General features: G+C 72.6%; 18 protein-coding genes and 1 pseudogene. 11 read left to right on the forward strand and 8 right to left on the reverse strand.

Features of this window, described 5'->3' with window-relative positions:
- The first annotated feature begins 152 nt into the window (after positions 1-152).
- Positions 153-689 (forward strand): HNH endonuclease, encoded by a 537-nt coding sequence (locus tag ACZ6QQ_RS19545; protein ID WP_465877849.1) that lies wholly within the window; start codon positions 153-155, stop codon positions 687-689.
- 134 nt (positions 690-823) lie between these two features.
- Here the strand turns inward: ACZ6QQ_RS19545 and ACZ6QQ_RS19550 are convergent, their stop codons facing one another.
- The 3 genes from ACZ6QQ_RS19550 to ACZ6QQ_RS19560 all read right to left on the reverse strand — a co-directional run bounded on the left by ACZ6QQ_RS19550 (position 824) and on the right by ACZ6QQ_RS19560 (position 2824).
- A complete protein-coding gene (locus tag ACZ6QQ_RS19550; protein WP_465877850.1) occupies positions 824-1663 on the reverse strand; it encodes a class F sortase in 840 nt (279 codons plus the stop codon).
- A 13-nt stretch (positions 1664-1676) separates the two neighbouring features.
- Positions 1677-2213 carry a hypothetical protein gene (locus tag ACZ6QQ_RS19555; RefSeq protein ID WP_465877851.1) on the reverse strand — a complete coding sequence of 179 codons (537 nt, stop codon included), beginning with the start codon at positions 2211-2213 and terminating at the stop codon, positions 1677-1679.
- 137 nt (positions 2214-2350) lie between these two features.
- A complete protein-coding gene (locus tag ACZ6QQ_RS19560) occupies positions 2351-2824 on the reverse strand; it encodes an Lrp/AsnC family transcriptional regulator (RefSeq protein WP_465877853.1) in 474 nt (157 codons plus the stop codon).
- A 147-nt stretch (positions 2825-2971) separates the two neighbouring features.
- Between ACZ6QQ_RS19560 and ACZ6QQ_RS19565 the strand changes: the two genes are divergently transcribed.
- The 4 genes from ACZ6QQ_RS19565 (at position 2972) to ACZ6QQ_RS19580 (ending at position 6169) form a co-directional block, all read left to right on the forward strand.
- Complete coding sequence (locus ACZ6QQ_RS19565; protein WP_465877854.1) at positions 2972-3850, forward strand: tryptophan 2,3-dioxygenase; 879 nt, start codon at positions 2972-2974, stop codon at positions 3848-3850.
- A gap of 48 nt (positions 3851-3898) precedes the next feature.
- On the forward strand, positions 3899-5170 hold the full coding sequence (kynU, locus tag ACZ6QQ_RS19570; protein ID WP_465877855.1) for a kynureninase: 1272 nt from the start codon (positions 3899-3901) through the stop codon (positions 5168-5170).
- Between the two features lie 269 nt (positions 5171-5439).
- Positions 5440-5751: an aa3-type cytochrome oxidase subunit CtaJ gene (gene ctaJ / locus ACZ6QQ_RS19575; RefSeq protein WP_465877856.1), complete on the forward strand. Its 312-nt coding sequence runs from the start codon at positions 5440-5442 to the stop codon at positions 5749-5751.
- Complete coding sequence (locus ACZ6QQ_RS19580) at positions 5738-6169, forward strand: DUF5130 family protein (RefSeq protein WP_465877857.1); 432 nt, start codon at positions 5738-5740, stop codon at positions 6167-6169. The genes ctaJ and ACZ6QQ_RS19580 overlap by 14 nt, the downstream gene beginning before the upstream one ends.
- Before the next feature lie 130 nt (positions 6170-6299).
- Here the strand turns inward: ACZ6QQ_RS19580 and pepN are convergent, their stop codons facing one another.
- Positions 6300-8849: an aminopeptidase N gene (gene pepN / locus ACZ6QQ_RS19585; protein ID WP_465877859.1), complete on the reverse strand. Its 2550-nt coding sequence runs from the start codon at positions 8847-8849 to the stop codon at positions 6300-6302.
- 240 nt (positions 8850-9089) lie between these two features.
- Here pepN and ACZ6QQ_RS19590 point away from each other — a divergent pair, with 240 nt between their 5' ends.
- The 4 genes from ACZ6QQ_RS19590 to ACZ6QQ_RS19605 all read left to right on the forward strand — a co-directional run bounded on the left by ACZ6QQ_RS19590 (position 9090) and on the right by ACZ6QQ_RS19605 (position 11983).
- Positions 9090-9695: a mycothiol-dependent nitroreductase Rv2466c family protein gene (locus tag ACZ6QQ_RS19590; RefSeq protein WP_465877981.1), complete on the forward strand. Its 606-nt coding sequence runs from the start codon at positions 9090-9092 to the stop codon at positions 9693-9695.
- Between the two features lie 179 nt (positions 9696-9874).
- Positions 9875-10141, forward strand: a complete 267-nt coding sequence (locus ACZ6QQ_RS19595) for a hypothetical protein (protein ID WP_465877861.1) — start codon at positions 9875-9877, stop codon at positions 10139-10141.
- An 87-nt stretch (positions 10142-10228) separates the two neighbouring features.
- The gene (locus ACZ6QQ_RS19600) at positions 10229-11428 is read left to right on the forward strand and encodes a DUF1015 family protein (protein ID WP_465877862.1); all 1200 of its coding nucleotides are present in this window, start codon (positions 10229-10231) and stop codon (positions 11426-11428) included.
- Between the two features lie 84 nt (positions 11429-11512).
- On the forward strand, positions 11513-11983 hold the full coding sequence (locus ACZ6QQ_RS19605) for a ribose-5-phosphate isomerase (RefSeq protein WP_465877863.1): 471 nt from the start codon (positions 11513-11515) through the stop codon (positions 11981-11983).
- A 120-nt stretch (positions 11984-12103) separates the two neighbouring features.
- On the opposite strand, the gene ACZ6QQ_RS19610 is transcribed toward ACZ6QQ_RS19605, so the two are convergent.
- Both ACZ6QQ_RS19610 and ACZ6QQ_RS19615 read right to left on the reverse strand, forming a co-directional pair.
- A complete protein-coding gene (locus tag ACZ6QQ_RS19610; RefSeq protein WP_465877864.1) occupies positions 12104-16156 on the reverse strand; it encodes a S8 family serine peptidase in 4053 nt (1350 codons plus the stop codon).
- A gap of 342 nt (positions 16157-16498) precedes the next feature.
- Positions 16499-16684 (reverse strand): annotated as a pseudogene (locus ACZ6QQ_RS19615) (hypothetical protein); the annotation flags it as partial.
- Positions 16685-17298: 614 nt separating this feature from the next.
- On the opposite strand from ACZ6QQ_RS19615, the gene ACZ6QQ_RS19620 reads away from it, so the two are divergent.
- Positions 17299-17838, forward strand: a complete 540-nt coding sequence (locus ACZ6QQ_RS19620) for a hypothetical protein (RefSeq protein WP_465877865.1) — start codon at positions 17299-17301, stop codon at positions 17836-17838.
- A 110-nt stretch (positions 17839-17948) separates the two neighbouring features.
- Here the strand turns inward: ACZ6QQ_RS19620 and ACZ6QQ_RS19625 are convergent, their stop codons facing one another.
- Positions 17949-18434: a RidA family protein gene (locus tag ACZ6QQ_RS19625; RefSeq protein WP_465877867.1), complete on the reverse strand. Its 486-nt coding sequence runs from the start codon at positions 18432-18434 to the stop codon at positions 17949-17951.
- A 299-nt stretch (positions 18435-18733) separates the two neighbouring features.
- Between ACZ6QQ_RS19625 and ACZ6QQ_RS19630 the strand changes: the two genes are divergently transcribed.
- On the forward strand, positions 18734-19828 hold the full coding sequence (locus ACZ6QQ_RS19630) for a glycosyltransferase family 2 protein (RefSeq protein ID WP_465877868.1): 1095 nt from the start codon (positions 18734-18736) through the stop codon (positions 19826-19828).
- Here ACZ6QQ_RS19630 and ACZ6QQ_RS19635 read toward each other — a convergent pair.
- Positions 19794-20582: a polysaccharide deacetylase family protein gene (locus ACZ6QQ_RS19635; RefSeq protein WP_465877869.1), complete on the reverse strand. Its 789-nt coding sequence runs from the start codon at positions 20580-20582 to the stop codon at positions 19794-19796. The genes ACZ6QQ_RS19630 and ACZ6QQ_RS19635 overlap by 35 nt on opposite strands.
- Between the last annotated feature and the right edge of the window lie 118 nt (positions 20583-20700).

Here is a 20700-nt window from a genome sequence, read left to right on the forward strand (position 1 = left end):
ACGTGCAATCGGGGGTCCCATCGGGGACTATTGGCGCACGGACGCCGGTGATCTGCCGGCGTCGGCCGCGGTCGGTGACGAACCGCGCCGTCGGTCGACACACGGCAGATGACAGGAGCGGGGCGTCAGACACAACCGGAAGGGTGATCGCGATGCCTGACATACGACCCACGGTGGGCTCCGGCTCGTTGGTGCTCAACGCTACGTATGAGCCGCTGTGTGTCGTTTCGGTGCGTCGAGCCGCGATCCTCGTCCTGTCCGCGAAAGCGGTCTGTGTCGCCGACGGCGAGGGCATGCTGCACAGCGCCCGCAACTCGTTGCCGGTCCCGTCGGTGGTCCGCCTGACCCGCTTCGTCCGGGTCCCCTACCGCAGCCACGTCGGCCTCTCCCGCCGGGCGATCTTCGCTCGGGACGGCTGGCGGTGCGCGTACTGCCGGGGGCCGGCGGAGACCATCGACCACGTCTTCCCGCGCAGCCGGGGCGGCCGGCACGCCTGGGAGAACGTCGTGGCGGCCTGCGCCAAGTGCAACCACAGCAAGGGCGACAAGACCCCGGCCGAGCTGGGCTGGCGGCTGCACGCGCTGCCGGCCCCGCCGAAGGGCACCGCCTGGCGGGTGCTCGGCCACCGCGCCCCCGACCCACGCTGGGCGGACTGGCTAGACCTCCGCGACGCCGACCTGGCCGCCTGACCACCCCCTCCACCCCCTCCACCCACTCACCCCACCCCGAACAGCCCGCACACTTTCAGAGAAAGAGTGCTTATTCCGTCGTGGATAGGCACTCTTTCTCTGTATTGGTGGCGCGCCCTCGGCGGGGAGAGGGGTTATGGCGGGCGGGCGGAGACGAGGGAGGCGAAGACGACCACGTTGTCGGCGTACCCGGTCGCGCCGCCGACCCAGCGGCCACCACAGGTGATCAGGCGCAGGCCGGGGCGGTTGAAGTCGTCGAACACCCGGTCGGTCGGCAGCTCCGACTTGTCGAACCGGTTGACCGAATTGACCTCGAAGACGGCCACCGACCGGTCCATCCGGGTCACCTCGATCCGGGCACCGGGCCGGATGTCGGCCAGATCGTGGAAGACCGCCGGCCCGGTCCGGGTGTCGACGTGGCCGACGATCACCGAGGGGCCGTACTGGCCGGGGGTGGGACTCTGGTCGTACCAGCCGGCCTCCTGGTAACGGTCGGGTGGCGGTACGGCGATCGAACCGTCCGGTGCGATCCCGACCCGGTGCACCCGGGCCCGTACGTCCAGCGACCCGATCGAGATGGCGGTCGGCGGGCTCGGCTCCAGCACCGGGAACTTGCGCGGCGGCGGCCGGCTGCCGGAGCTGAATCCGGGCAGGAAGTTCGTGCCGGTGACGTACTGCACCCCGAACCCGGTGATGATCAGGCCCATCAGCACGATGACGATCGGGATCGGTCCAGGACGTCGCCGTACCCCGGAACGGACGCGGGTGACCCGCTGGCCGGGCGGCGCGACGGTGCTGGCCGCCCGCGCGGTGCCGACCGCACGGTCCGAACCGGGTCGCAGCGTTCCGGGCGCGGTACGGTCGGCGGTGTCCGGGGTGACGATGCTCGCCGCCGACGCCTCGACGGCGAGCCGCCGGGCGAGGCGGCACACCCGGCTGTGCGCCGCCCGGACCGGCGCGAGGCGCTCGCTCATCGGCCGGGGTGGCTCAGGGTCCCGTCTCGGGCCGGCGCCGCGCGCTGAGCAGCCAGAGTCCACCGCCGAGCACGATCACGGCGAGGCCGCCGGCGAGCACGAGGGGGCCGCCGAAGCCGCCGGCCGTACCGCCGCCACCGGTGGCCGGACCCTGGGTCGGCTTGCTCATGTTCACCACGGTCAGGGTGGTGTGTGCGGTGTTGCCGTTCGGGCAGTTCAGGTTCACGTCGAAGGTGCCCGGTGTCCGGTTGCCGGGGATCGTCACCGCGCCGGTGAGGAAGCCGTTGTTCGGGCGTACGACAACCCGGCCGAACGCCTGCGAGTCCACCGTCGCCTGGTTGTTGTTCGCCTGGTCGCAACTGGCCCGGATGTTCACCCGGGTGCCCGGTTGGGCGGTGTTCGGGGTGACCTCGACGAACGCGTTGCCGCTCTGCGTCGGGGTCGGGACGACCGGTGTCGGGGCCGCCGCCGCCGGTGCTGCCGGCGTGGCCAGCGCGATCACTCCGGCCGTCGAGACGAGTGCCCGACGGACTGCTGCGCCACCCTGCATGACCTCCCCCTTCCGGCCGTCCGGCCGGCCACCGCGTGGTCCGCGTCGCCCACGGTGTTCCCACCCGGCTCCGCGAATCACGCCCGATCGCCGGCCGGGTGCGATTCCGGTCCGGTCCGGCTCCGGGGTCGAGCGGCTCAGGGGTGACCGGCTGCGGGGTCGACCGGCTCGGGTGGCGGCAGCGGGGTGACCGGGTGCCAGTTCAGCGGGGACGAGAGGACCATCGTGCTCGACGGCTGCCCGTACGGGGCGAGCCGGTCGATCACCTGCTCGAACGCGTCGATCGACCCGGCGGCGACCTTCAGCACACTGCACGCGTCACCGGTGATCCGGTGGATCTCCAGCACCTCGGGCCAACCCGCCACGGACGGGTCGCGCAGGATGCACCGGGGGCCGTAACAGGACATCCGGATCAGCGCCACGACGGCGCGGCCGGCCCGAGCCAGGTCGACGTGCGCGTGGTAGCCGGTCACCACGCCGGCCTCCTCCAGCCGCCGGACCCGCTCGGCGACCGCCGGTGGGGACAGGTGCACCCGGCGGGACAACTCGCTGTACGACAGCCGGGCGTCGGCCTGTAGTTCGCGCAGCAGTGCCCAATCCATGTCGTCCACGCCACACACCTTTCCTTCGTGAGGTGATTTTCCAAACTAGCCGCAGAACTAGATGGTCGAAACGGTCAGGTGCCGTTGGTTCGGCATTCCCCGCCCGGCTGCCGAGAGAGATCATGACGTTGTGCCGATGGACGGAAGGGGACGGCGATGACACACGACGCGGTGATCCGTGCGGTGAACGCGGACGAGCGGGCCGCCCGAGCCGAGGCGAACGCGGGCGAGCCGACGCTGGAGTTCGCCGACCGTACGCCGTACGACGCGTACGTGCACGCCAGCACGTTGCACACGTTGCAGCAGACGCTGAGCAAGGATCCGGGCGAGATGTCGTTCCTGATGGTCAGCCAGATCATGGAGCTGTACTTCGGCCTCACCTGCTTCGAACTGCGCGAGACCCGGCAGCGGCTGCGCGACGACGACGTCTGGGGTGCGCTGCCCCCGCTGCGCCGCGCGGCGCTGCACCTGGAGGGGCTCAACGCCGCCTGGCGCGGCCTGCGCTGGATGACCCCGGCCGACTTCAACAAGTTCCGGGACCTGCTCGGCGAGGGCTCCGGCTTCCAGTCCGCGATGTACCGGCAACTGGAGTTCCTGCTCGGCCTGAAGACCGCCTCGCTGGTCCGCCCGTTCCGCCGCCAGCCGGCCGTGTACGAGGCCCTGGTCGACGCCCTGAACGCACCGAGCCTCTGGGACGAGACGCTGACCCTGCTCGCCCGCCGGGGCTTCGCCCTGTCCGCCGCACCGCTGGACCGGGACCTGACCGAGCCGGCCGAGCCGGACCCGGCGGTCGAGCTTGCCTGGGTCGAGATCTACCGGGACACCGGCCCGGACAACCTGCTGCGCCCGCTCGGCGAGGCGCTGGCCGAGGTCGCCGAGCAGTTCGGCGACTGGCGTTACCAGCATCTCAAGGCCACCCAGCGGGCGATGGGCGCGAAGGCCGGCTCCGGCGGCTCCGGCGGTGTGACCTGGCTGCAACGGAGCATGGCCCGTACGGTCTTTCCCGAGCTGTGGTCGGCCCGCACGCTGATGTGACACCCGACCGGGACCCGGAACCACCCCTTTCGTGAAGTGGACGAACCGATGCACGCTGCCGAAGAAGAAGCCCACCGTCTCGACGCCGCCGACCCGGGGCACCGGGACCTGTTCCTGGTTCCGCCCGCCGAGGGCGGCCGGTACGCCGACAGCGCCTACCTGGTCGGCAACTCCCTCGGCCTGCAACCCCGGGCGACCCGCACCGAGCTGCTCCAGGAGCTGGACACCTGGGCCCGGCTGGCGATCGAGGGCCACTTCGAGGGCGACCGCCCCTGGACCCCGTACGTCGGGTTGCTCACCGAACCGGCCGCGCGACTGGTCGGCGCCCTGCCGGCGGAGACCGTGGTGATGAACACCCTCACGGTCAACCTGCACCTGCTGATGGTCTCGTTCTACCGCCCGTCCGGTGACCGGTTCCGGATCGTCATCGAGGACACGGCGTTCCCCTCGGACAGTTACGCGGTCCGCAGCCAGGCCGCCTTCCACGGGCTCGACCCGGACGACGCGGTGGTCCGGCTGCGGGCCCGGCCGGGCGAGGAGAACCTGCGCACCTCCGACGTGCTCGACTACCTCGACCGGGAGGGCGACCGGGTCGCGTTGGTGCTGCTCGGCGGGGTCAACTACCTGACCGGCGAGCTGATGGACATCGAGGCGATCACCCGCGCCGGTCGGGCGGCGGGCGCCGTGGTCGGCTGGGACCTGGCCCACGCCGCCGGCAACGTGCCGCTGCGGCTGCACGACTGGGATGTGGACTTCGCCGCCTGGTGCACGTACAAGTACCTGAACTCGGGGCCGGGGTCGGTGGCCGCCGCGTTCGTGCACGAGCGGCATCTCGGCAACCCCGACCTGCCCCGGTTCGACGGCTGGTGGGGCAACGAGCCGGCGACCCGGTTCGAGATGACGCCGCGGATCCGGCCACCGGCGACCGCCGACGCCTGGCAGGTCTCCAACCCGCCGATCCTGGCGATGGGCCCGGTCCGTACCTCGCTGGAACTCTTCGACAAGATCGGCATGGCCGCGCTGCGCGAGCGGAGCGTCCGGTTGACCGGGTACGCCCAACGCCTGCTCGACGAGGTCGTCGCGACCCGGCCGCTGACCCTGCTGACCCCGCGTGACCCGGACCGGCGCGGCGCCCAGCTGTCGCTGCGGATCGGTCGGGGCGGTGCCGCGGAGCTGGCCCGCCGGCTGCGCTTCGAGCACGGGGTGCTGACCGACTCGCGTGAGCCGGACGTGATCCGGGCCGCCCCGGTCCCGCTCTACTCGACGTACCACGACTGCTGGCGGCTCGCCGACGCGCTCGCCCGTACCGTCGGGGAGTAGCCCGGCCGGGTGGTATGGCGCCGTCCGCCGGGCGGTGTCCGGTTGTCCGCGATGCGGCGAAACCCGTTCGCGGTACGGCGACAACGGCCGATCCACGCTGTCGTCGCCGTACCGGGCGCAGGTCAGCGGGGGGTGGGATCGCCACCCCGAGATACGCGGCGCGCCGCACTCCGATACCGTTGACAGCGTCTGAGTCGGAGCGGACCGGCAGCCTGGCCGCCCACCCTGGGCCGGGTGTTTGGTCCCTATCACGCCTGGGAGCGTTGAGGTTGTCTGCTACCGAGCAGTGGACGGTTACCGACACCTTGCTGTATTTCGTCGGGATCCCGGCTGCCGTGGTGTTGGTGATCGCCGTACTGGCGCTCGCCGGCAGCGGCCGGAGCACCCGGCGGTATCGGCCGGGGCGGCCATTCGACTTCACCCCGGTCTGGTTCCTGTCCGCGCCGGAGAACCTGGCCGGTTCCGCCGCCGCCGCCCTGCGGGGCAGCGGCCGGACCGCCGAGCTGACCGGCGCGGAGACCGAGTCCACGGGTACGCCGAGTCAGGCGGGCACAACGGGAGGCGCAAGTGACCGCTGGTGAGCAGACCATGACGGAGTTCAGCCCGGCGCAACCGGAGCAGACCGGTCATCCGGACGTGCTCGACGGTCCGTTCTCGACCCGGCAGCTGCTCCGCATCGACGAGGCGCTGCGCCTCGCCGACCAGGGCAGCGAGCTGGTCTTCACGGTCTACGTCGGCGCCCTCGACGAGCCGACCCGCGAGCACGCCGTACGGCTGCTGGAGCAGCTCGCCGAGCCGGCCCGTTCGGTGCTGATCGCCGTCTCGCCAAACCAGCGGCTGCTGGAGGTCGTCACCGGTGCCGAGGCCCGCAAGCGGATCCCGGACCGGGACGCCAAGCTGGCCGCACTGTCCATGGTGGCCGCCTTCGGTGGTGGCGACCTGGCCGGCGGCATCATCAGCGGTCTCGACCAGCTCGCCAGCCGCGCCGGCAAGGCGTAGCGCAACGGCCGCTGTCGAGGCGTAGCAGGCGGCGCACCGCCGCCACGTTGACACGAAGCCGCCACGTCGACCCGAAAAAGCCGGCCCCGGCACCGAAGCGAATCGGTGCCCGGGCCGGCTTTCGACGTACTCAGGCGCTGGCGGCGTCCCGGGCGCGGGCATTGATCGCCCGGACCACACCGTCGCGGCCCTCGGACACCAGCCGGCGCAGCGGTGCCGGGTGCCCCGGCTGGGCCAGCCACTCGTCGGTGGCGGCGATCGTCTCCGGGCTCACCTGGTAGGCCGGGTAGGCGAGGATGACGAACTCCTGCGCGGGCTCGCTGTCCCGGCTCGCCCAGACCCGGCTGAGGGTCTCGAAGTACCGACTCGTGTACGGCGCCGTCAGCTCCGTCTGCGCCGGGTGCTGGAAGCCCTGCAACAGTGCCCGACTGCGCCAGTTCGGCAGGATCTCGTCCCCGGTCAGCGCCGCCCAGACCTCGGCCTTGTGCTCGGCCGTCGGCACCAGCGCGCGGGTCAGCGCCGCCTCCCGCTCACCACTGGCGGTCCGGTCCCCGGCCAACTCGGCGTCGATCTCGGCGACCCCGGCGGCACCACCGGCGACCAGGGCCCGCAACACGGTCCAGCGCAGCTCGGTGTCGATGGCGAGCCCGTCCGGCACCTCGACGCCGTCGAGCCAACCGCGCAGCGTGGCCAGGTCCTCCTCGGACCGGGCCGCCGAGGCGTAGGTACGGGCCCAGGCGAGTTGTAGCCCACTGCCCGGCTCGGCCAGCCGGACCGCGGTCCTGGCCGTACGCGCCAGGTCCGCCCAGCCGGTCGGCGCCCAGTCCGGGTCGGCGTACATGGCCAGCGTGCTGGCGGCCTGCCGCAGGGTCTGGGTGACCAGGTTGATGTCACTCTCGGCGGGCAGCCCGGCCAGCACCAGCGCGACGTAGTCACGGGCGGACAGCTCGGCGTCGCGCACCATGTCCCAGGCGGCGGCCCAGCACAGGGCCCGGGGCAGGGACGACTCGAACGCGCTGACGTGCTGCACCACCGTCGCCATCGACCGCTCGTCGAGGCGCAGCTTGGCGTAGGTCAGGTCGTCGTCGTTGAGCAGCAGCACGTCCGGCGCCGCCACCCCGGCCAGCTGCGGCAGCTCGGTCGCCTCACCGGCGACGTCGACCTCGATCCGGTCCCGCCGGACCAGCCGGCCGTCGCGCAGGTCGTACAGGCCGACGCCGATCCGGTGCGTACGCAGGGTCGGGTAGTCGGCGGGTGCCTCCTGCCGGACGACCACCCGCTCGTACGTGCCGTCGGCGGCGATCGTCACCTCCGGGCGCAACGTGTTGACCTGCGCCGTCTCCAGCCACTGGGCGGCGAACTTGCGCAGTTCCCGGCCGGACGCCGACTCCAGTTCGGAGAGCAGGTCGTCGAAGGTGGCGTTGCCCCAGGCGTAGCGGGCGAAGTAGCTGCGCAGACCGTCCCGGAACGGCTCCTCGCCCACGTACGCGACGAGCTGCTTGAGCACGCTGGCACCCTTGGCGTACGTGATGCCGTCGAAGTTGACCTCGACCGCCTCCAGGTCCGGCATCTCGCAGTAGACCGGGTGGGTGGAGGAGAGCTGGTCCTGCCGGTAGCCCCAGTTCTTCCGGATGGACAGGAAGGTGGTCCAGGCGTCGGAGAACCGGGTGGCGTGGGTGTTGGCCCAGTGGCTGGCCCACTCGGCGAACGACTCGTTGAGCCACAGGTCGTTCCACCACCGCATGGTGACCAGGTCGCCGAACCACATGTGGGCCAGCTCGTGCAGGATCGTGTTCGCCCGCTGCTCGTACTCGAAGTCGGTGACCTGGGAGCGGAAGATGTAGTGCGTCTCCGAGTGGGTGACGCAGCCGAAGTTCTCCATCGCCCCGGCGTTGAAGTCGGGCACCCAGAGCTGGTCGTACTTGGGCAGCGGGTAGCGGACCCCGAACTGCTCGTGGAAGAAGTCGAAGCCCTGCGTGGTGATCAGGTGCAGGTCGTCGGCGTCCATGTGCTCGGCCATGCTGGCCCGGCAGTAGTAACCCATGCTGATGCCGTCGTGGCTGTACCGGACCTCGTGGTACGGGCCGGCGCAGAGCGCGGTGATGTAGCTGCTCATCCGGGCCGACTCGGCGAAGTGGACGGTCTTCGTCGGGCCGCCGTCGGTCTCCTCGGCGGTCACCGGCATGTTGGAGATCGCCCGCCAGTGCACCGGGACGGTGGCGTGCCAGGTGTAGACGCTCTTCAGGTCGGGCTGGTCGAAGCAGGCGAAGACCCGCTGCGCGTCGGCCGTCTCGAACTGGCTGTACAGGTAGGTCTCGCCGTCCACCGGGTCCACGCTGCGGTGCAGGCCCTGCCCGCTGGCCGAGTAGAGGAAGTCGGCGTCGACGACCAGGGTGTTCTCGGCCGCCAGGTCGGTCAGGGTGAGGCCGTTCTCGGCGGACCAGGTGCCGAGGTCGACGGGCGTCCCGTTCAGGGTGGCGGTCCGGACCGAGTCCGCGGCCACCTCGATGAAGGTGCTGGCCCCCGGCTCGGCACAGCGGAACCTGACCTCGGTCACGGACCGGAAGGTGCGGTTGTCGGCGGCCAGGCCGCCGGAGGTCAGGTCCAGGCTGATGTCGTACCCGGCGACGTCGAGCAGGCGGGCCCGCTCGGTCGCCTCGACCTGGGTAAGGTTACGCACTCCCGGCACGTCATATCTCCATCTTCAGCTCGCGCTGTCCCCACTGACAGCGAAGATCCACCCCCGGTGGCTCCCGGTCGAGTGTTTCACGTGCGGGAGCGGGCGGGGGTGGTCCAACTCACGGTCTCATCTCCGTGCTGTCCCGGTGTTCCCGGGGTGAAGATTTGCTGAGGTGGATTGCAATTCGCCTCATCTTGGATATTGAAGGGAGTCGCCGTGCCCGAGCGCGCGCGCGTCACGATGTACTTCGACCCGGCCTGTCCCTGGGCCTGGATGACCTCCCGCTGGCTGCTGGAGGTGGAGCAGGTCCGCCCGGTCGACGTCGAGTTCCGGGTGATGAGCCTGGCGGTTCTCAACGAGGGCCGCGACGAACTGCCGGAGCGATACCGGGAATTCCTCAAGACCGCCTGGGGTCCGGTGCGGATCTGTATCGCCGTCGAGCAGAAGTACGGCCAGCAGGCGGTGCGGGACCTCTACACCGCGCTCGGCACCCGGATCCACCCCGGCGGCGAGCAGCGCGGCCCGGAGCTGTACGCGGCGGCGCTCGCCGACGTCGGCCTGGACCCGGCCCTGGCCGCCGTGGCCGACTCGACCGAGTACGACGAGGCGCTGCGGGCCAGCCACGAGGCCGGGATGCGGCCGGTCGGCACCGACGTCGGTACCCCGGTGATCCACGCCCCCGGCCCGGTCGACGGTGAGACGGTCGCCTTCTTCGGCCCGGTCGTCACCCCGGCCCCCAAGGGCGAGGCCGCCGCCCGGCTCTGGGACGGCGTGCTCCTGGTCGCCGGCACCCCCGGGTTCTACGAGCTCAAGCGCTCCCGGACGATCGGCCCGATCTTCGACTGACCGGTTCCGGACCGGTCCGATCTCCGACCGACCGATTTTCGGCTGATCGGTCCGGGCCGGCAGCACCGGGCGGCCCGGCGGTACGGCGTGACCGGGCGGCGGCTCCGCTCGTTGGACCAGCGTCCGTCGCGGCGGTGCCAGCGGCCGCTCGGTCACGTCGACCCACCGGAGAGGCCCACATGCCGAAGCACCACCGCGACCGTGAGCAGCAGCCCGCCACCACCACCCCGGAGGCGGTGGCCCGGAACCTCGGCGGCGCCTACTGGTCGGTGGACGACTGCCGGTGGCCGGCGCTGCACCCCGGTCTGCCCGAGCACCTGGCCGACCTGGTCGCCCCGCCGATCGTGGTCGGGGCCGCGCCGGTGCCGGCCAGCGCACTGGTCGCCACGGCACCGGTGGTACGCCACCGGACCGGTCGGCACCGCCGTACCACGTCGGCCGGCTGAGCGCCGGTCGCGGCACCCGTCCAGCCGGTGGACACGCGCGGGGGATCCAGGCTCCGTGCTCCCGGTGGCCCGGTAGCGTCACCGGGCATGACGGTCGTACACCCGATCAACCGGGCCTGGATCACCACCGGTGGCACCGGTGCGCAGAACTACGACGAGTTCGCCGACGACGCGGAGATCACCGCGATCATCGAGGCGAATCCGCACAGCGCACTCGCCATCGAGATGCCCCACCGGGCGCCGGAGAGCCTCGGTCGCTCCTTCGTCGAGGCCCTGCCCGACGCGGTGGCCCGGCTGACCGAGGCGAAGGCCGACGGCAGCTACACCCCGGCCGACCGGGTGGTGGTGCTGTACCGGATCAGCTCACCGCTCGACGAGCCCGCTTACGGGATGTTCGCCCTGGTCGACACCGACGAGATCTCGACCAGCGCGGACGAGCCGGGCCTGGTGATCCGCAACGAGGACGTCTTCATCGCGAAGGTCCGGGAGCGGGTGGCCCTGGCCGAGGCGACCGGGCACCTGCTCTCACCCGTACTGCTGCTCCAGACCGGGCGCGGCGACGAGCTGCACGCCGCGCTCGCGGCGGCGACCGACGCGGCCGGGGCGCCCGCCGCGACCGACACCGACCAGGCCGGCCGGACGCACGCCATCTGGTTGCTCGGTCCGGGGGCGGCGCAGGACGAGCTGTGCGCGCTCGCCGGGGCCGGTGAACTGGTCGTCGCGGACGGCAACCACCGCAGCCTGGCCGCCCAGACCGGCGGCCTGCCCCGCTTCCTCGCTGTGATCACCACCCCGGCCTCGGTGGCCATCCAGCCGTACAACCGGCTGGTCAGCGAGCTGACCAGCAGCCCGCAGGAGCTGCTCGGCCGGCTCCGGGAGGCGGGTGCGCGGGTCGAACCGGTGGCCGGGCCGCCCGCCGTGCCGGCGCCCGGTGAGCCGGTCCTGCTCTACCTCGCCGGGCAGGCGTACGCGGTCAGCCTGCCGGCCGGGTCCGGCGCGGTGGTGGAGAACCTCGACCACGCCCTGGTCGAACGGGTGCTGCTGCGCGACGCGCTCGGACTGGATCCGGGCGACAAGCGGATCACCTACGTCGGCGGCGACTACCCGGCCGGCTGGCTGGCCGGTGAGGTCGACTCCGGTCGGGCGGAACTGGCCGTCCTGATCGCCCCGGTCACCGTGGACGACTTCGTGGCGGTGAACCTGGCCCGGCAGAAGATGCCCCGCAAGAGCACCTGGTTCACCCCGAAGGCCCGTGGCGGCCTGGTGCTGGCGGAGCTGAAGGCATGAGCCGGCCGGGCCCGGATGTGAGCAACACCGGGTTGTCGACGCCTGCGCGTCGCCCCGTCGGGGCCGGCTGAGAGACTGCCTGTCATGCGCGTCTACCTGGGATCCGACCACGCCGGCTTCGAGTTGAAGGTGCACCTGGTCAACCACCTGGCCAAGCAGGGCTACGAGGTGGTCGACGTGGGTCCGCACGTGTTCGACCCGGACGACGACTACCCGGCGTTCTGCCTGCACACCGGCGACAACGTGGTGGACGACCCGGACAGTCTCGGGGTCGTCATCGGCGGCTCCGGCAACGGTGAGCAGATCGCCGCGAACAAGGTCACCGGGGTCCGCGCGGCCCTCGCCTGGAGCGTCGAGACGGCTCAGCTCTCCCGGCAGCACAACGACGCGAACATCGTCGCGGTCGGCGCCCGCCAGCACACCCTGGACGAGGCGGCCGCGATCGTCGAGGCGTTCCTGACCACGCCGTTCTCCGGCAACGAGCGGCACGCGCGGCGGATCGCCCAGGTCACCGAGTACGAGGAGACCGGCGCCCTGCCGCACCTGCCGTCCTGACCCGCACGGCCGGGGACACCACACCGGCCGCGATCACGTTCGAACCGGAACCGGTGGCCGTCGGAGCTGTGGAGCCCCGGCGGCCACCGGCGGTCGCGGACCGGCTCGGGAATCCGTTGGTCAGAGGCCGCCGACCCGGGTTCCGCAGGGGCGTACCGGTTCGAGGGTCACGTCGACCGTCGAGACCAGGCCGGGCGTGATGGACACCGGCTGGACCTGCGGCTGCCAACCGTCCCGGGCGACGATCATCTCGTACCGGCCGTGGGGCAGCCAGATGGCGTACCGGCCCTGGTCGTCGGCGCGGAGCGAGTGGTCGGTGCCCGGATCGACAGCCGCGTTGACCTGCACGGTCGCCGGCACCGGCACCGGGTCACCCGTACACGGCTTCCCCCGCACCGTCCCCTGGAGCTTGCCCCAACTCGGCGGCGGCGCGACGTTCGTCCGTACCGCCACGGTCGGTGTCGGGTACGGCACGGCGGCCCGTACCCCGACCGCCGCCGCGTACGCGCCCGGCTGGTCGACCCCGTTGCCGGCGGTCGCGGTCAGGGTGACCGTGACCGCCCTCGACTCGCCCGGTGCCAGGGTGAACGCGCCCGGCACCAGGGCCAGCCACCGTACGTCCAGCGCCTCGTCGCAGGACTCCAGGCCGTCGAGCAGTTCGGACTCCACCGACGGGGCCCACGCCTCCGGCATGCCGCCGAACTTGTACGCCCCGCACGCGCCGGCACCCCGATACTGGGCGAACTGCGACGCTGGCAGGTCCCGCCAGCTGTTCAGCACCGGGTCGTAGGCGATGGTCCGGTTCGTGATGGCGTCCTGGTCGGCGAGGATCCCGCCGTTGATCACGAGCAGGCCACCGGCGGCGGCGTACTGGGAGCCCCAGAGCGCCACCGGCGGCGCCGGCAGCGGTGACCAGGTGTCGGTCGCCGGGTCGTAGACGTACGCGTCGTTGGTCGGCTCGTCGGCGCTGCCACCGGCGCAGTAGACCTTGCCGTCGATGCCGCCGCAGGACACCCAGGAGACCTCGTGGGGATAGTCGGCGCCGGTGCTGAACCCGCCCGTGACCGGGTCGAAGACCACGAGGTCGACGGATTTCGTGCAGACGGCGTCGACGCAGCCGCCGACCAGGTAGAGCTTGCCGTCGGCGACGGCGGTCCCGGCCGCCGCCCGGGGCGCGGGGTTGACCACCCCGGCCAGCCGCTGCCAGGCCCCGCCGGTGGCCAGGTCGTAGGTGACGACGTCGGGCAGCGGGGGAGCATCCCAGTCGTCCTCGTCCTCCTCCCAACCGCCGACCACGAAGATCGTGTCGCCGGAGATCGTCACCGACGCCTTGGCCCGCCCGACCGGCAGGTCCGGCAGCGGACTCCAGGCGTTCGTCGCCGGGTCGTACACGTCCGCCCGGCGGGCGGTGCCGATCCCGATGCCGCCGCCGACGGAGTAGACCTTCCCGTCCCGGACCGCCGCCGAGTTGTCGAACGAGGCCGAGGGGAGATCGGCGATCCGCTGCCAGCTCTCGTCGGCGGCCGTGCTCCCCGCCCCGGACCCCGCCACCGAAGCCGGCAGGGGCGCCGGTGCGGGTGCCGGTACGGGTGCGAACGGACCCGGTCGGGTCGGTCGGGAGGCCGTACTGACACCGCTGACCTGGCGTTGCACGAGTGCCCCGCCGGGGCGGGAGAGCAGGTCGAACGAACCCGGCCGCTCCAGTAGTTCCACCTCCGCCGGGGCGGTACCGGTGTTGCGTACGGTGACCGTGGCGGTGCGGGTGCTGTCGTACGGTTGGTGGATCTCGACACTGCCGGGGCTGACGGTGAGCCGCCCGGCCGGCAGCGCGAAGTCGGCCCGACTGACGCCGTCCGCGACCACGGTCACCGCCCCGCCCGCGGTCGCGTATGCCGCCCGGCTGGCCCGGAACTGGAGGCTGCCGACCCGGTCGGAGAAGAGCCAGTAGAACCCGTCCGGCCGGTTCGGGTCGTCCGGGGTGGGAGCCGACAGCCCGTACGGGTGTCCCGCCGCCCAGTCGGCCCGGACCACCCGGACGGCGTTCAGTGCCGTACCCGTGTTGTGGTCGGTGGTGAAGCCGGCGACCAGGCCGCCGGGCACCGGCGTGCAGCGGCCGTCGGTGGCGCGGTAGCCGGGGGCGGTGCAGTCCGCCCCGACCGGTACGGCGATGTTCGTGGTCGTGCCGGTGGCGCCGAGCGTCAGTTCGGTGGGGACCGGCGGGTAGCCGGGGTACCGGGCGGTGGTGGTGAGCTGGTAGGTCGTGCTGCCGGGCACGGTGAAGCTGAACTGTCCGGTGATCGGGTCGGTGAAGACCGGCCCGCCGGGTCGGCCGGCGATCTCGATCGCGGCGTAGAGCGGCCAGCGGTGGCCGGAACCGTCGACGACCCGGCCGGTGACGGTCACGGTCGGCGCCGCGACCAGGGCGAAGTTGACGGTGACCACACCGTCGGCGGGGACGGTCACGGTTTCGGTCCGGGCGACGTAGCCGTAGGCGGCGGCGGTCACCGGGTGTCGGCCGGCCGGCAGGGTGAGCGTGTACCGACCGTCGGGACCGGTCGTGGTGGACCGGCCGGCGGCGCTGACCGTGGCGCCGGGGATCGGGGCGCCACCGGCCGCGGCGGTCACCGTGCCGTCGACCTGACCGGCCGGTCCGCGCGGGGCGGCCTTGACCGCCTGGTACGCGTTCAACCGGCCCTCGCCGAAGGTGTTGTTGTCGTCCACGGTGCCGCCGCACTCGACCGCGTCGACGTCGGTCGCGGTGTTGTCGAGCAGCGCCTCGGTGCCGGCCGGGTCCCCGCGCAGGGTCGGCGCCGCCGACCAGATCAGCGCCACCGTGCCGGCGACGTGCGGGGCCGCCATCGAGGTGCCGCTGAACACCGCGTACGTGTTGTCCGGTGTGCTGGAGCGGATCTCCTGCCCCGGCGCGGCGACGTTCGGCTTGGTGCCGCCGTCGACCGCCGACGCGCCCCGGCTGGAGAATTCGGAGATGCTGTTGTCGGCCGCGTACGAGCCGGCGGCGTAGGAGCCGGGGTAGTCGCCGGGGGAGCCGGCGGTGCCGCAGTCGGGGCCGGCGTTGCCGGTGGAGAAGCTCGGGAAGATGCCGGCCGCCCGCCAGGCGTCGACGGTGTCGGCGTACCAGCGGTCGCCGGAGCCGCCGCCCCACGAGTTGTTGACGATGTCGGCGTGCAGGTCGGGGCGGGGATTGCGGCCGTCGCGGTCGGTCGGGGCGAGCACCCACTGGCCGGCGGCGAGCAGCGAGGTGTCGGAGCAACTGCTGTTCTCGCAGCCCTTGGCGGCGATCCACTTCGCGCCCGGCGCCACCCCGATCTGGTTCTCCGGGCCGTCGTCGCCGACCATGGTGCCCATCGTGTGGCTGCCGTGCCCGTCGTTGTCGCAGGGAAGGCCGTCGGGGCAGACGGCGGCCGGGTCGTACCAGTTGTAGTCGTGGTCGAAGGTGCCGTCGCCGAGGTTGCCCCGGTAGCTGCCGACCAGTGCCGGGTGTTCGTGGTCGACGCCGGTGTCGATGTTGGCGACCACCACGTCCGCCCCGCGTACGCCCAGTTCGGTCCAGACGCGGGGCGCTCCGATGCTGGTCAGGCCCCACTCGGGGGCGTTCACCCCGGAGCGCGCGACCGGCTTGGCCGGCTTCGGCCGGACGAGTTCGTAGCTGCGTGACGGGGTGATCCGTTCGACCTCGGGGCGGGCCGCGATCGCGTCGACCAGTGCCCTGTCCCCCTCGACCCGGACAGTGTTGCTGATCCAGTACGCGGTGTGCCGCGCCTTGCGTCCGGTCAGCTCGGCGAGCAGGTCGCGCTGGCTGCGGCGGGCGGTGTCGGTCAGTCGGCGGTGCACCTCGGTGGCCCGCGCGTCGGAGCCGCCGAGCCGGGCCGCGCCGGTCAGGTCGGCCCGCTCACGCAGGTAGACCAGGAAGCTGGTGCTGGTACGCGTCTTCAACGCCGCCGACACCTCGGGGCTGACCGGTGCGGGTGCGTGCCGGGTTCCGGTGGCCGCCGTACGCGCGGTGCCCGCCTCGGCGGCGCCCGTACGGCCGCCCGGTTGCGCGGCGGCCTGCGCCGGTTGCGCGGTGCCGGCGAGTACGACGGCCAGCATCACGGCGAGTGAGCGCCAGCGTCTGCTGCCGTTCTCGCCGACGTTGGGTTGTGGATCCGACATCCGTGCCCCCTGCCTGAGCCCCCGGCCCGGGGTGCCGGTTGCGGGGTGCCGATCAGGCCCGGAGAGTGACCACCGTTGGCACGCCGTAATGTCCGGCTCGGACGGGCTTGGGACATAGTCCTGTGCGGAACGTACGGATCGGATTTACGCAGGGTTACCATGCGGGCGGCAACACGAGTGACCGATCTACGACAGTCACCCGGTCCGATCGGTGGGCGTGCTCCGGCGACCGGTTGCCACGGGCCACCCGATCGCCCGCGTGTTGCAGCCCGTCCCCGACGACCGCGCCGGCTACCCGATCACCCAAAGCGACGGTTCGCCGCACCCGGAATCCCGGTACGATCAGCGGCCGTTGCGGGGCAGGTCCTCGCGCGGCACCCAGTTGCGCCGGATCACCACCACCCGCTGTTCGGCCTCGGCCAGGTCGGCCTCGGTCGGCCGGGACGCGTCGCGGGCCCGCATCGCCGCACTGACGCCGACCTGCGAAGCCCCCGAACCGACCAGTCCGCGCAGGCCACGCTCACTGTCCCGATCGTCGCCCCCACCATGACCGCCCCCGCCGTGGCTGGCTCCACCGTGACCGCCCCCGCCGTGACTGGCCCCACCTTGACCGGAGCCGCCGTGACCGCCCCCACCTTGACCGGAACCCGCATGACCGGACCCGCCCTGGCTGGCTCCGCCGTTACCGGAGCCGCCGTTACCGCCACCGCTGCCGGGATGCTGGCCGGCGGGACCGGACCAGCGGCGGGGAGTTTCCCGTTCCGGAGTCGGGTCGTGCACCTCCGAGGTGGCCGCCGTCCGACCCTCCGGAGTCGGGTCGTCGCCACCGGGTTGGTGTCGCAGCCGGCGCCGCCGACGTTCGGGATCAGCCATCTGCCGACCGTACCCGCCCGGCGGCCGACCCGGGCGACTCCGCGGCCCCGGCCCGGACCGGATCTCGTCCACGAGAACCCGCCGGACGGTAGGAACCGGCGGAGGAAGTAGGAACCGGCGGAGGAAGCCGGCCGAATAGCCCGCGCGGACCGGTTCGCGCGACGGCTCGGAAGCGCCGCCGATCGATGCCGGCGCGGCGGATGGTTCGCCGGCTGGTTACCCTCGAATCGGGACGGGTCACCGGCCCCGATCGGGGAGGACAGGGACAGATGGCAGACCAGACGCAGCCGTGGGCCGAGAGGACCGTCGAGGTACCACCGCAGCGGGACGGCTTCCGTCGCGGGGTGGCCGCGGTCGGCCCTCGGGCCCCGCGCACCGAACGGAGCACCGAGTCGTTTCCCGTCGCTCCGCACGAGGAGACCGGGACCGGCTGGCCGGTGGTCGACGACGAGCCACGGCAGCGGATGCCGCTCGCGTACCACCTGCGGCAGTTGCGCATCGGCGGGCACTGGAGCGCGCTCGGTGGGCTGTTCGCCTTCGTCTGCTGGGGGATCTGGGCGATCTCGGCCCGTGGCGACTTCACCAGCCCGGTGGTCGCCTTCCTGCTGACGCTGCTGGTGGCGGTGGGCCTGTTCGCTCTGGCCCGGCTGCTCGGCCGGGTCGTGCTGGAACGGCAACTGGGCCGGGTCCGGCGCAGCGCCCGGGGCGCCCACCTGCTCGCCGGGGTGTTCCTGACCGGCGTGGGCGTGGCCTACCTGCGCCAGACCGAGTGGGTGGTCGACGCCTGGAACTGGATCGCCGGCCTCTGACCCGACCGACCCGGCTGCCCCACCCGGCTACCCGACCTGGGTGACCCAGCGCTGACCCGACCGCCCCAGACCTGGCCGGACCAGGCCGGTCCGCTCCGGGGCGCGGCGGGTCAGGGGTGCAGGGCGACCTCGGCCTCGATCTCCACCGGGATGCCGAACGGTAGCTCCGCCATGCCGACCGCGCTGCGCGCGTGCGCGCCGACCTCCGGCCCGAAGACCTCCAGGATGAGGTCGGAGCAACCATTGATCACCGCCGGCTGCTGGCTGAAGTCGGGTGCGCTGCGGACCATGCCGAAGATCCGTACCCAGGCCCGGATCCGGTCCAGGTCACCGAGGGCGCGGTGCAGGCTGCCCAGCATCGACAGTGCGGTGAGTCGGGCCGCCTCGTATCCGGCCGGTATGTCGAGGTCGAGGCCCACCCGGCCGAGCGGTCCGCCGATCGACCCGTCCGGGTTCTGCGGCGAGTGCCCGGAGATCACCGCCCGGTCGCCGAGGATCCGTACCGGCCGGAAGGGCAGCACCACGCCCGGCGGGGGCTGCATCGCCGGTGGCAGGACAAGTCCCAGCGAGTCGAGTTTGCGCTGCACATCGCCCATCCCGTCGTACCCCGTCCCGATCACCCCAACAGATGACCATGAACCTACCCGCCCCTCGACCGCCCCCCACCACAAGAGACCGCACTAATACAGAGAATGTGGCCCTAGCCGACCGTGGATAGGGCCACATTCTCTGTATTTGGGCGGGGCTTTGTGGGTGGTGGGGTGGGGTGGGTGGAGGCGTCCTCGGGGTTTCGGTCGCGCGACGACCCGAGGTCCTGGGTCGTTGACCAGGTGCCTGGTTCCAGGCCGGTCGGGGCCCGCCGATCCCGGCCCGTGCTCCCCGGAGGTCGAGACCGGTGGCTCTGCTCAGTGTGGTGATCCCGGTCTACCGGGTCGAGGAGTACCTGACCCGGTGCCTGGACTCGGTCCTGCGGCAACCGTTCACCGATCTTGAGGTGGTCGCCGTCGACGACGCCTCGGACGACGGCTGCGCCGCGATCCTGGCCCGGTACGCGGCCACCGAACCCCGGCTCCGGATCGTCACCCTCGACCAGAACCGGGGGCTGGGTGCCGCCCGCAACGCAGGCCTGGCCCGCGCGACCGGCACGTACGTCTGGTTCGTGGACAGCGACGACTGGCTGCCCGACGGCACCCTGGCCGAGGTCGCCGACCGACTCCACCGGACCAACCCCGACCTGCTGGTCACCGGTTTCAGTCGGGTCTGGCGGGACGGGCGGGTCCGGACCGAGTCGGTCGCCCGCGCCGCCGGCCCGCCCGGCTCCCCGCCGGTGTTCGCGCTCCGGGACCGGCCGGTGCTGCTCTCGGTGCTGCACATCGCCTGCAACAAGGTCGTCCGGCGTCGCTTCCTCGCCGACCTGGGCCTCACCTTCGCCGACGGCTGGTACGAGGACGTCTCGTTCAGCTTCCCGCTGATGCTCGCGGCCGAGCGGATCAGCGTGCTCGACCGGACCTGCTACGTCTACCGGCAGCGCCCCGCCGGCGGGATCACCCACACGGTCAGCGGTCGGCACTTCGAGCTCTTCTCCCAGTGGGACCGGGTCTTCGCCTTCATGGCCGCCCGCCCGGAGATCCCGGACGGACTGCGCGGGCTGGTCTTCCAGCGGATGATCTGGCACTTCCTCCAGGTTCTCGGGCACGCCCAGCGGGTGCCGGCCGCCTATCGCCGGGAGTTCTTCGTCCGGATGGTCGAGCGGTTCCGTCGACACCGGCCGGTGACCGGCCACCCGGTGCCACCGGGCGCCGCCGGGATCAAACACCGGCTGGTCGCGGGTGGGGCGTACCGGCTGTTCGAGGCGTTGCGCCGGGCGAACCGGGTCGGCGGCGTGCTGGCCCGCCGACGTACGCCGGTGCGCGGCGGTGCCGGCGTACATCCGGGTTCGGTGCCCGGAAAGAAGGTCAATCCCGGCGAGGTGCCGGACCGGGTGCGCTGACCCGAGCGGTACGTTGTCCGTCCGATGCCGAGGGGAGGCGCGACCCGTCCCGCCCCGGTCGGCGCGGTGGCAGCCCGTGCTCGCCGAGCGGCCCCACCCGCCACCCCCGCCGGGCACACTCGTCCAGGAGGTACGGCAGCGCCGCCAGGCTCGACCGCCAGGAACCGGGTGCGGAGGCGCAGTCGGAGTCGTGCAGCAGAATGGTGCCGCCACCACCGAGTCCCGAACGCAGCGTGGCGAGCACCGAGGCCGGCGTCGCCGTACGGGTCCAGTCCCGCCCCCAGCAGGTCCAGAGCACCGGGCTCAGCGCCAGCCGACGGGCCGCCAGCAGGGCTGCCGCGCTCAGCACCCCGTACGGCGGGCGGTAGAAGCGGGGCGTCTGCCCGGTGGTCTCCTGGACCAGGTCCCGGGCCCGAGCCAGATCGTGATGGGTCGAGTACGGCCCGCGCAGCAGCAGGTTCCGGTGCGCCCACCCGTGTACGGCCACCTCGTGACCGGCCGCCGCAAGGTCCCGCCCGACCGAGGGTGCGTCGGCGAGGGTGGAGCCGAGCATGAAGAACGTCGCCCGTATCCGGTGGGCGGCGAGCGCCTCGGCGAACCGTGGCGTGGAGGCCGGGTCCGGCCCGTCGTCGAAGGTGAGCGCCACATGGTCGGTGGCGCCGAAGCCGCTGAGCCGGGGAAAGAGCCGCAGTCGCAGGCTGGGTAGCACGGTGACCGCCGGTACGGCGTTCGCCACCGCCCCGAGGGTCGCCATCAGCGCCGCCCGTCGCCCCGACCGATGCGTCTGCCCGTTCACGCTGTCGGCCCGCCGGGCCCGGGGGTGGCACCGGGCCCGGAGTCAATCGCCGCGGAGCGCCCTGCGGCGACCCCAC

Source organism: Micromonospora sp. NPDC049529 (assembly GCF_055586685.1).

Excerpts from the sequence above, each read along its gene's own strand:
- ACZ6QQ_RS19565 (WP_465877854.1), top strand. The coding sequence starts at position 2,972 with ATGACACACGACGCGGTGATCCGTGCGGTGAACGCGGACGAGCGGGCC.
- ACZ6QQ_RS19605 (WP_465877863.1), top strand. The coding sequence starts at position 11,513 with ATGCGCGTCTACCTGGGATCCGACCACGCCGGCTTCGAGTTGAAGGTG.
- ACZ6QQ_RS19625 (WP_465877867.1), bottom strand. The coding sequence starts at position 18,434 with ATGGGCGATGTGCAGCGCAAACTCGACTCGCTGGGACTTGTCCTGCCA.
- ACZ6QQ_RS19550 (WP_465877850.1), bottom strand. The coding sequence starts at position 1,663 with ATGAGCGAGCGCCTCGCGCCGGTCCGGGCGGCGCACAGCCGGGTGTGC.
- kynU (WP_465877855.1), top strand. The coding sequence starts at position 3,899 with ATGCACGCTGCCGAAGAAGAAGCCCACCGTCTCGACGCCGCCGACCCG.
- ACZ6QQ_RS19545 (WP_465877849.1), top strand. The coding sequence starts at position 153 with ATGCCTGACATACGACCCACGGTGGGCTCCGGCTCGTTGGTGCTCAAC.
- ACZ6QQ_RS19610 (WP_465877864.1), bottom strand. The coding sequence starts at position 16,156 with ATGTCGGATCCACAACCCAACGTCGGCGAGAACGGCAGCAGACGCTGG.
- ACZ6QQ_RS19590 (WP_465877981.1), top strand. The coding sequence starts at position 9,090 with ATGTACTTCGACCCGGCCTGTCCCTGGGCCTGGATGACCTCCCGCTGG.
- ACZ6QQ_RS19595 (WP_465877861.1), top strand. The coding sequence starts at position 9,875 with ATGCCGAAGCACCACCGCGACCGTGAGCAGCAGCCCGCCACCACCACC.
- ACZ6QQ_RS19555 (WP_465877851.1), bottom strand. The coding sequence starts at position 2,213 with ATGCAGGGTGGCGCAGCAGTCCGTCGGGCACTCGTCTCGACGGCCGGA.
- ACZ6QQ_RS19635 (WP_465877869.1), bottom strand. The coding sequence starts at position 20,582 with ATGGCGACCCTCGGGGCGGTGGCGAACGCCGTACCGGCGGTCACCGTG.
- ACZ6QQ_RS19600 (WP_465877862.1), top strand. The coding sequence starts at position 10,229 with ATGACGGTCGTACACCCGATCAACCGGGCCTGGATCACCACCGGTGGC.
- ACZ6QQ_RS19620 (WP_465877865.1), top strand. The coding sequence starts at position 17,299 with ATGGCAGACCAGACGCAGCCGTGGGCCGAGAGGACCGTCGAGGTACCA.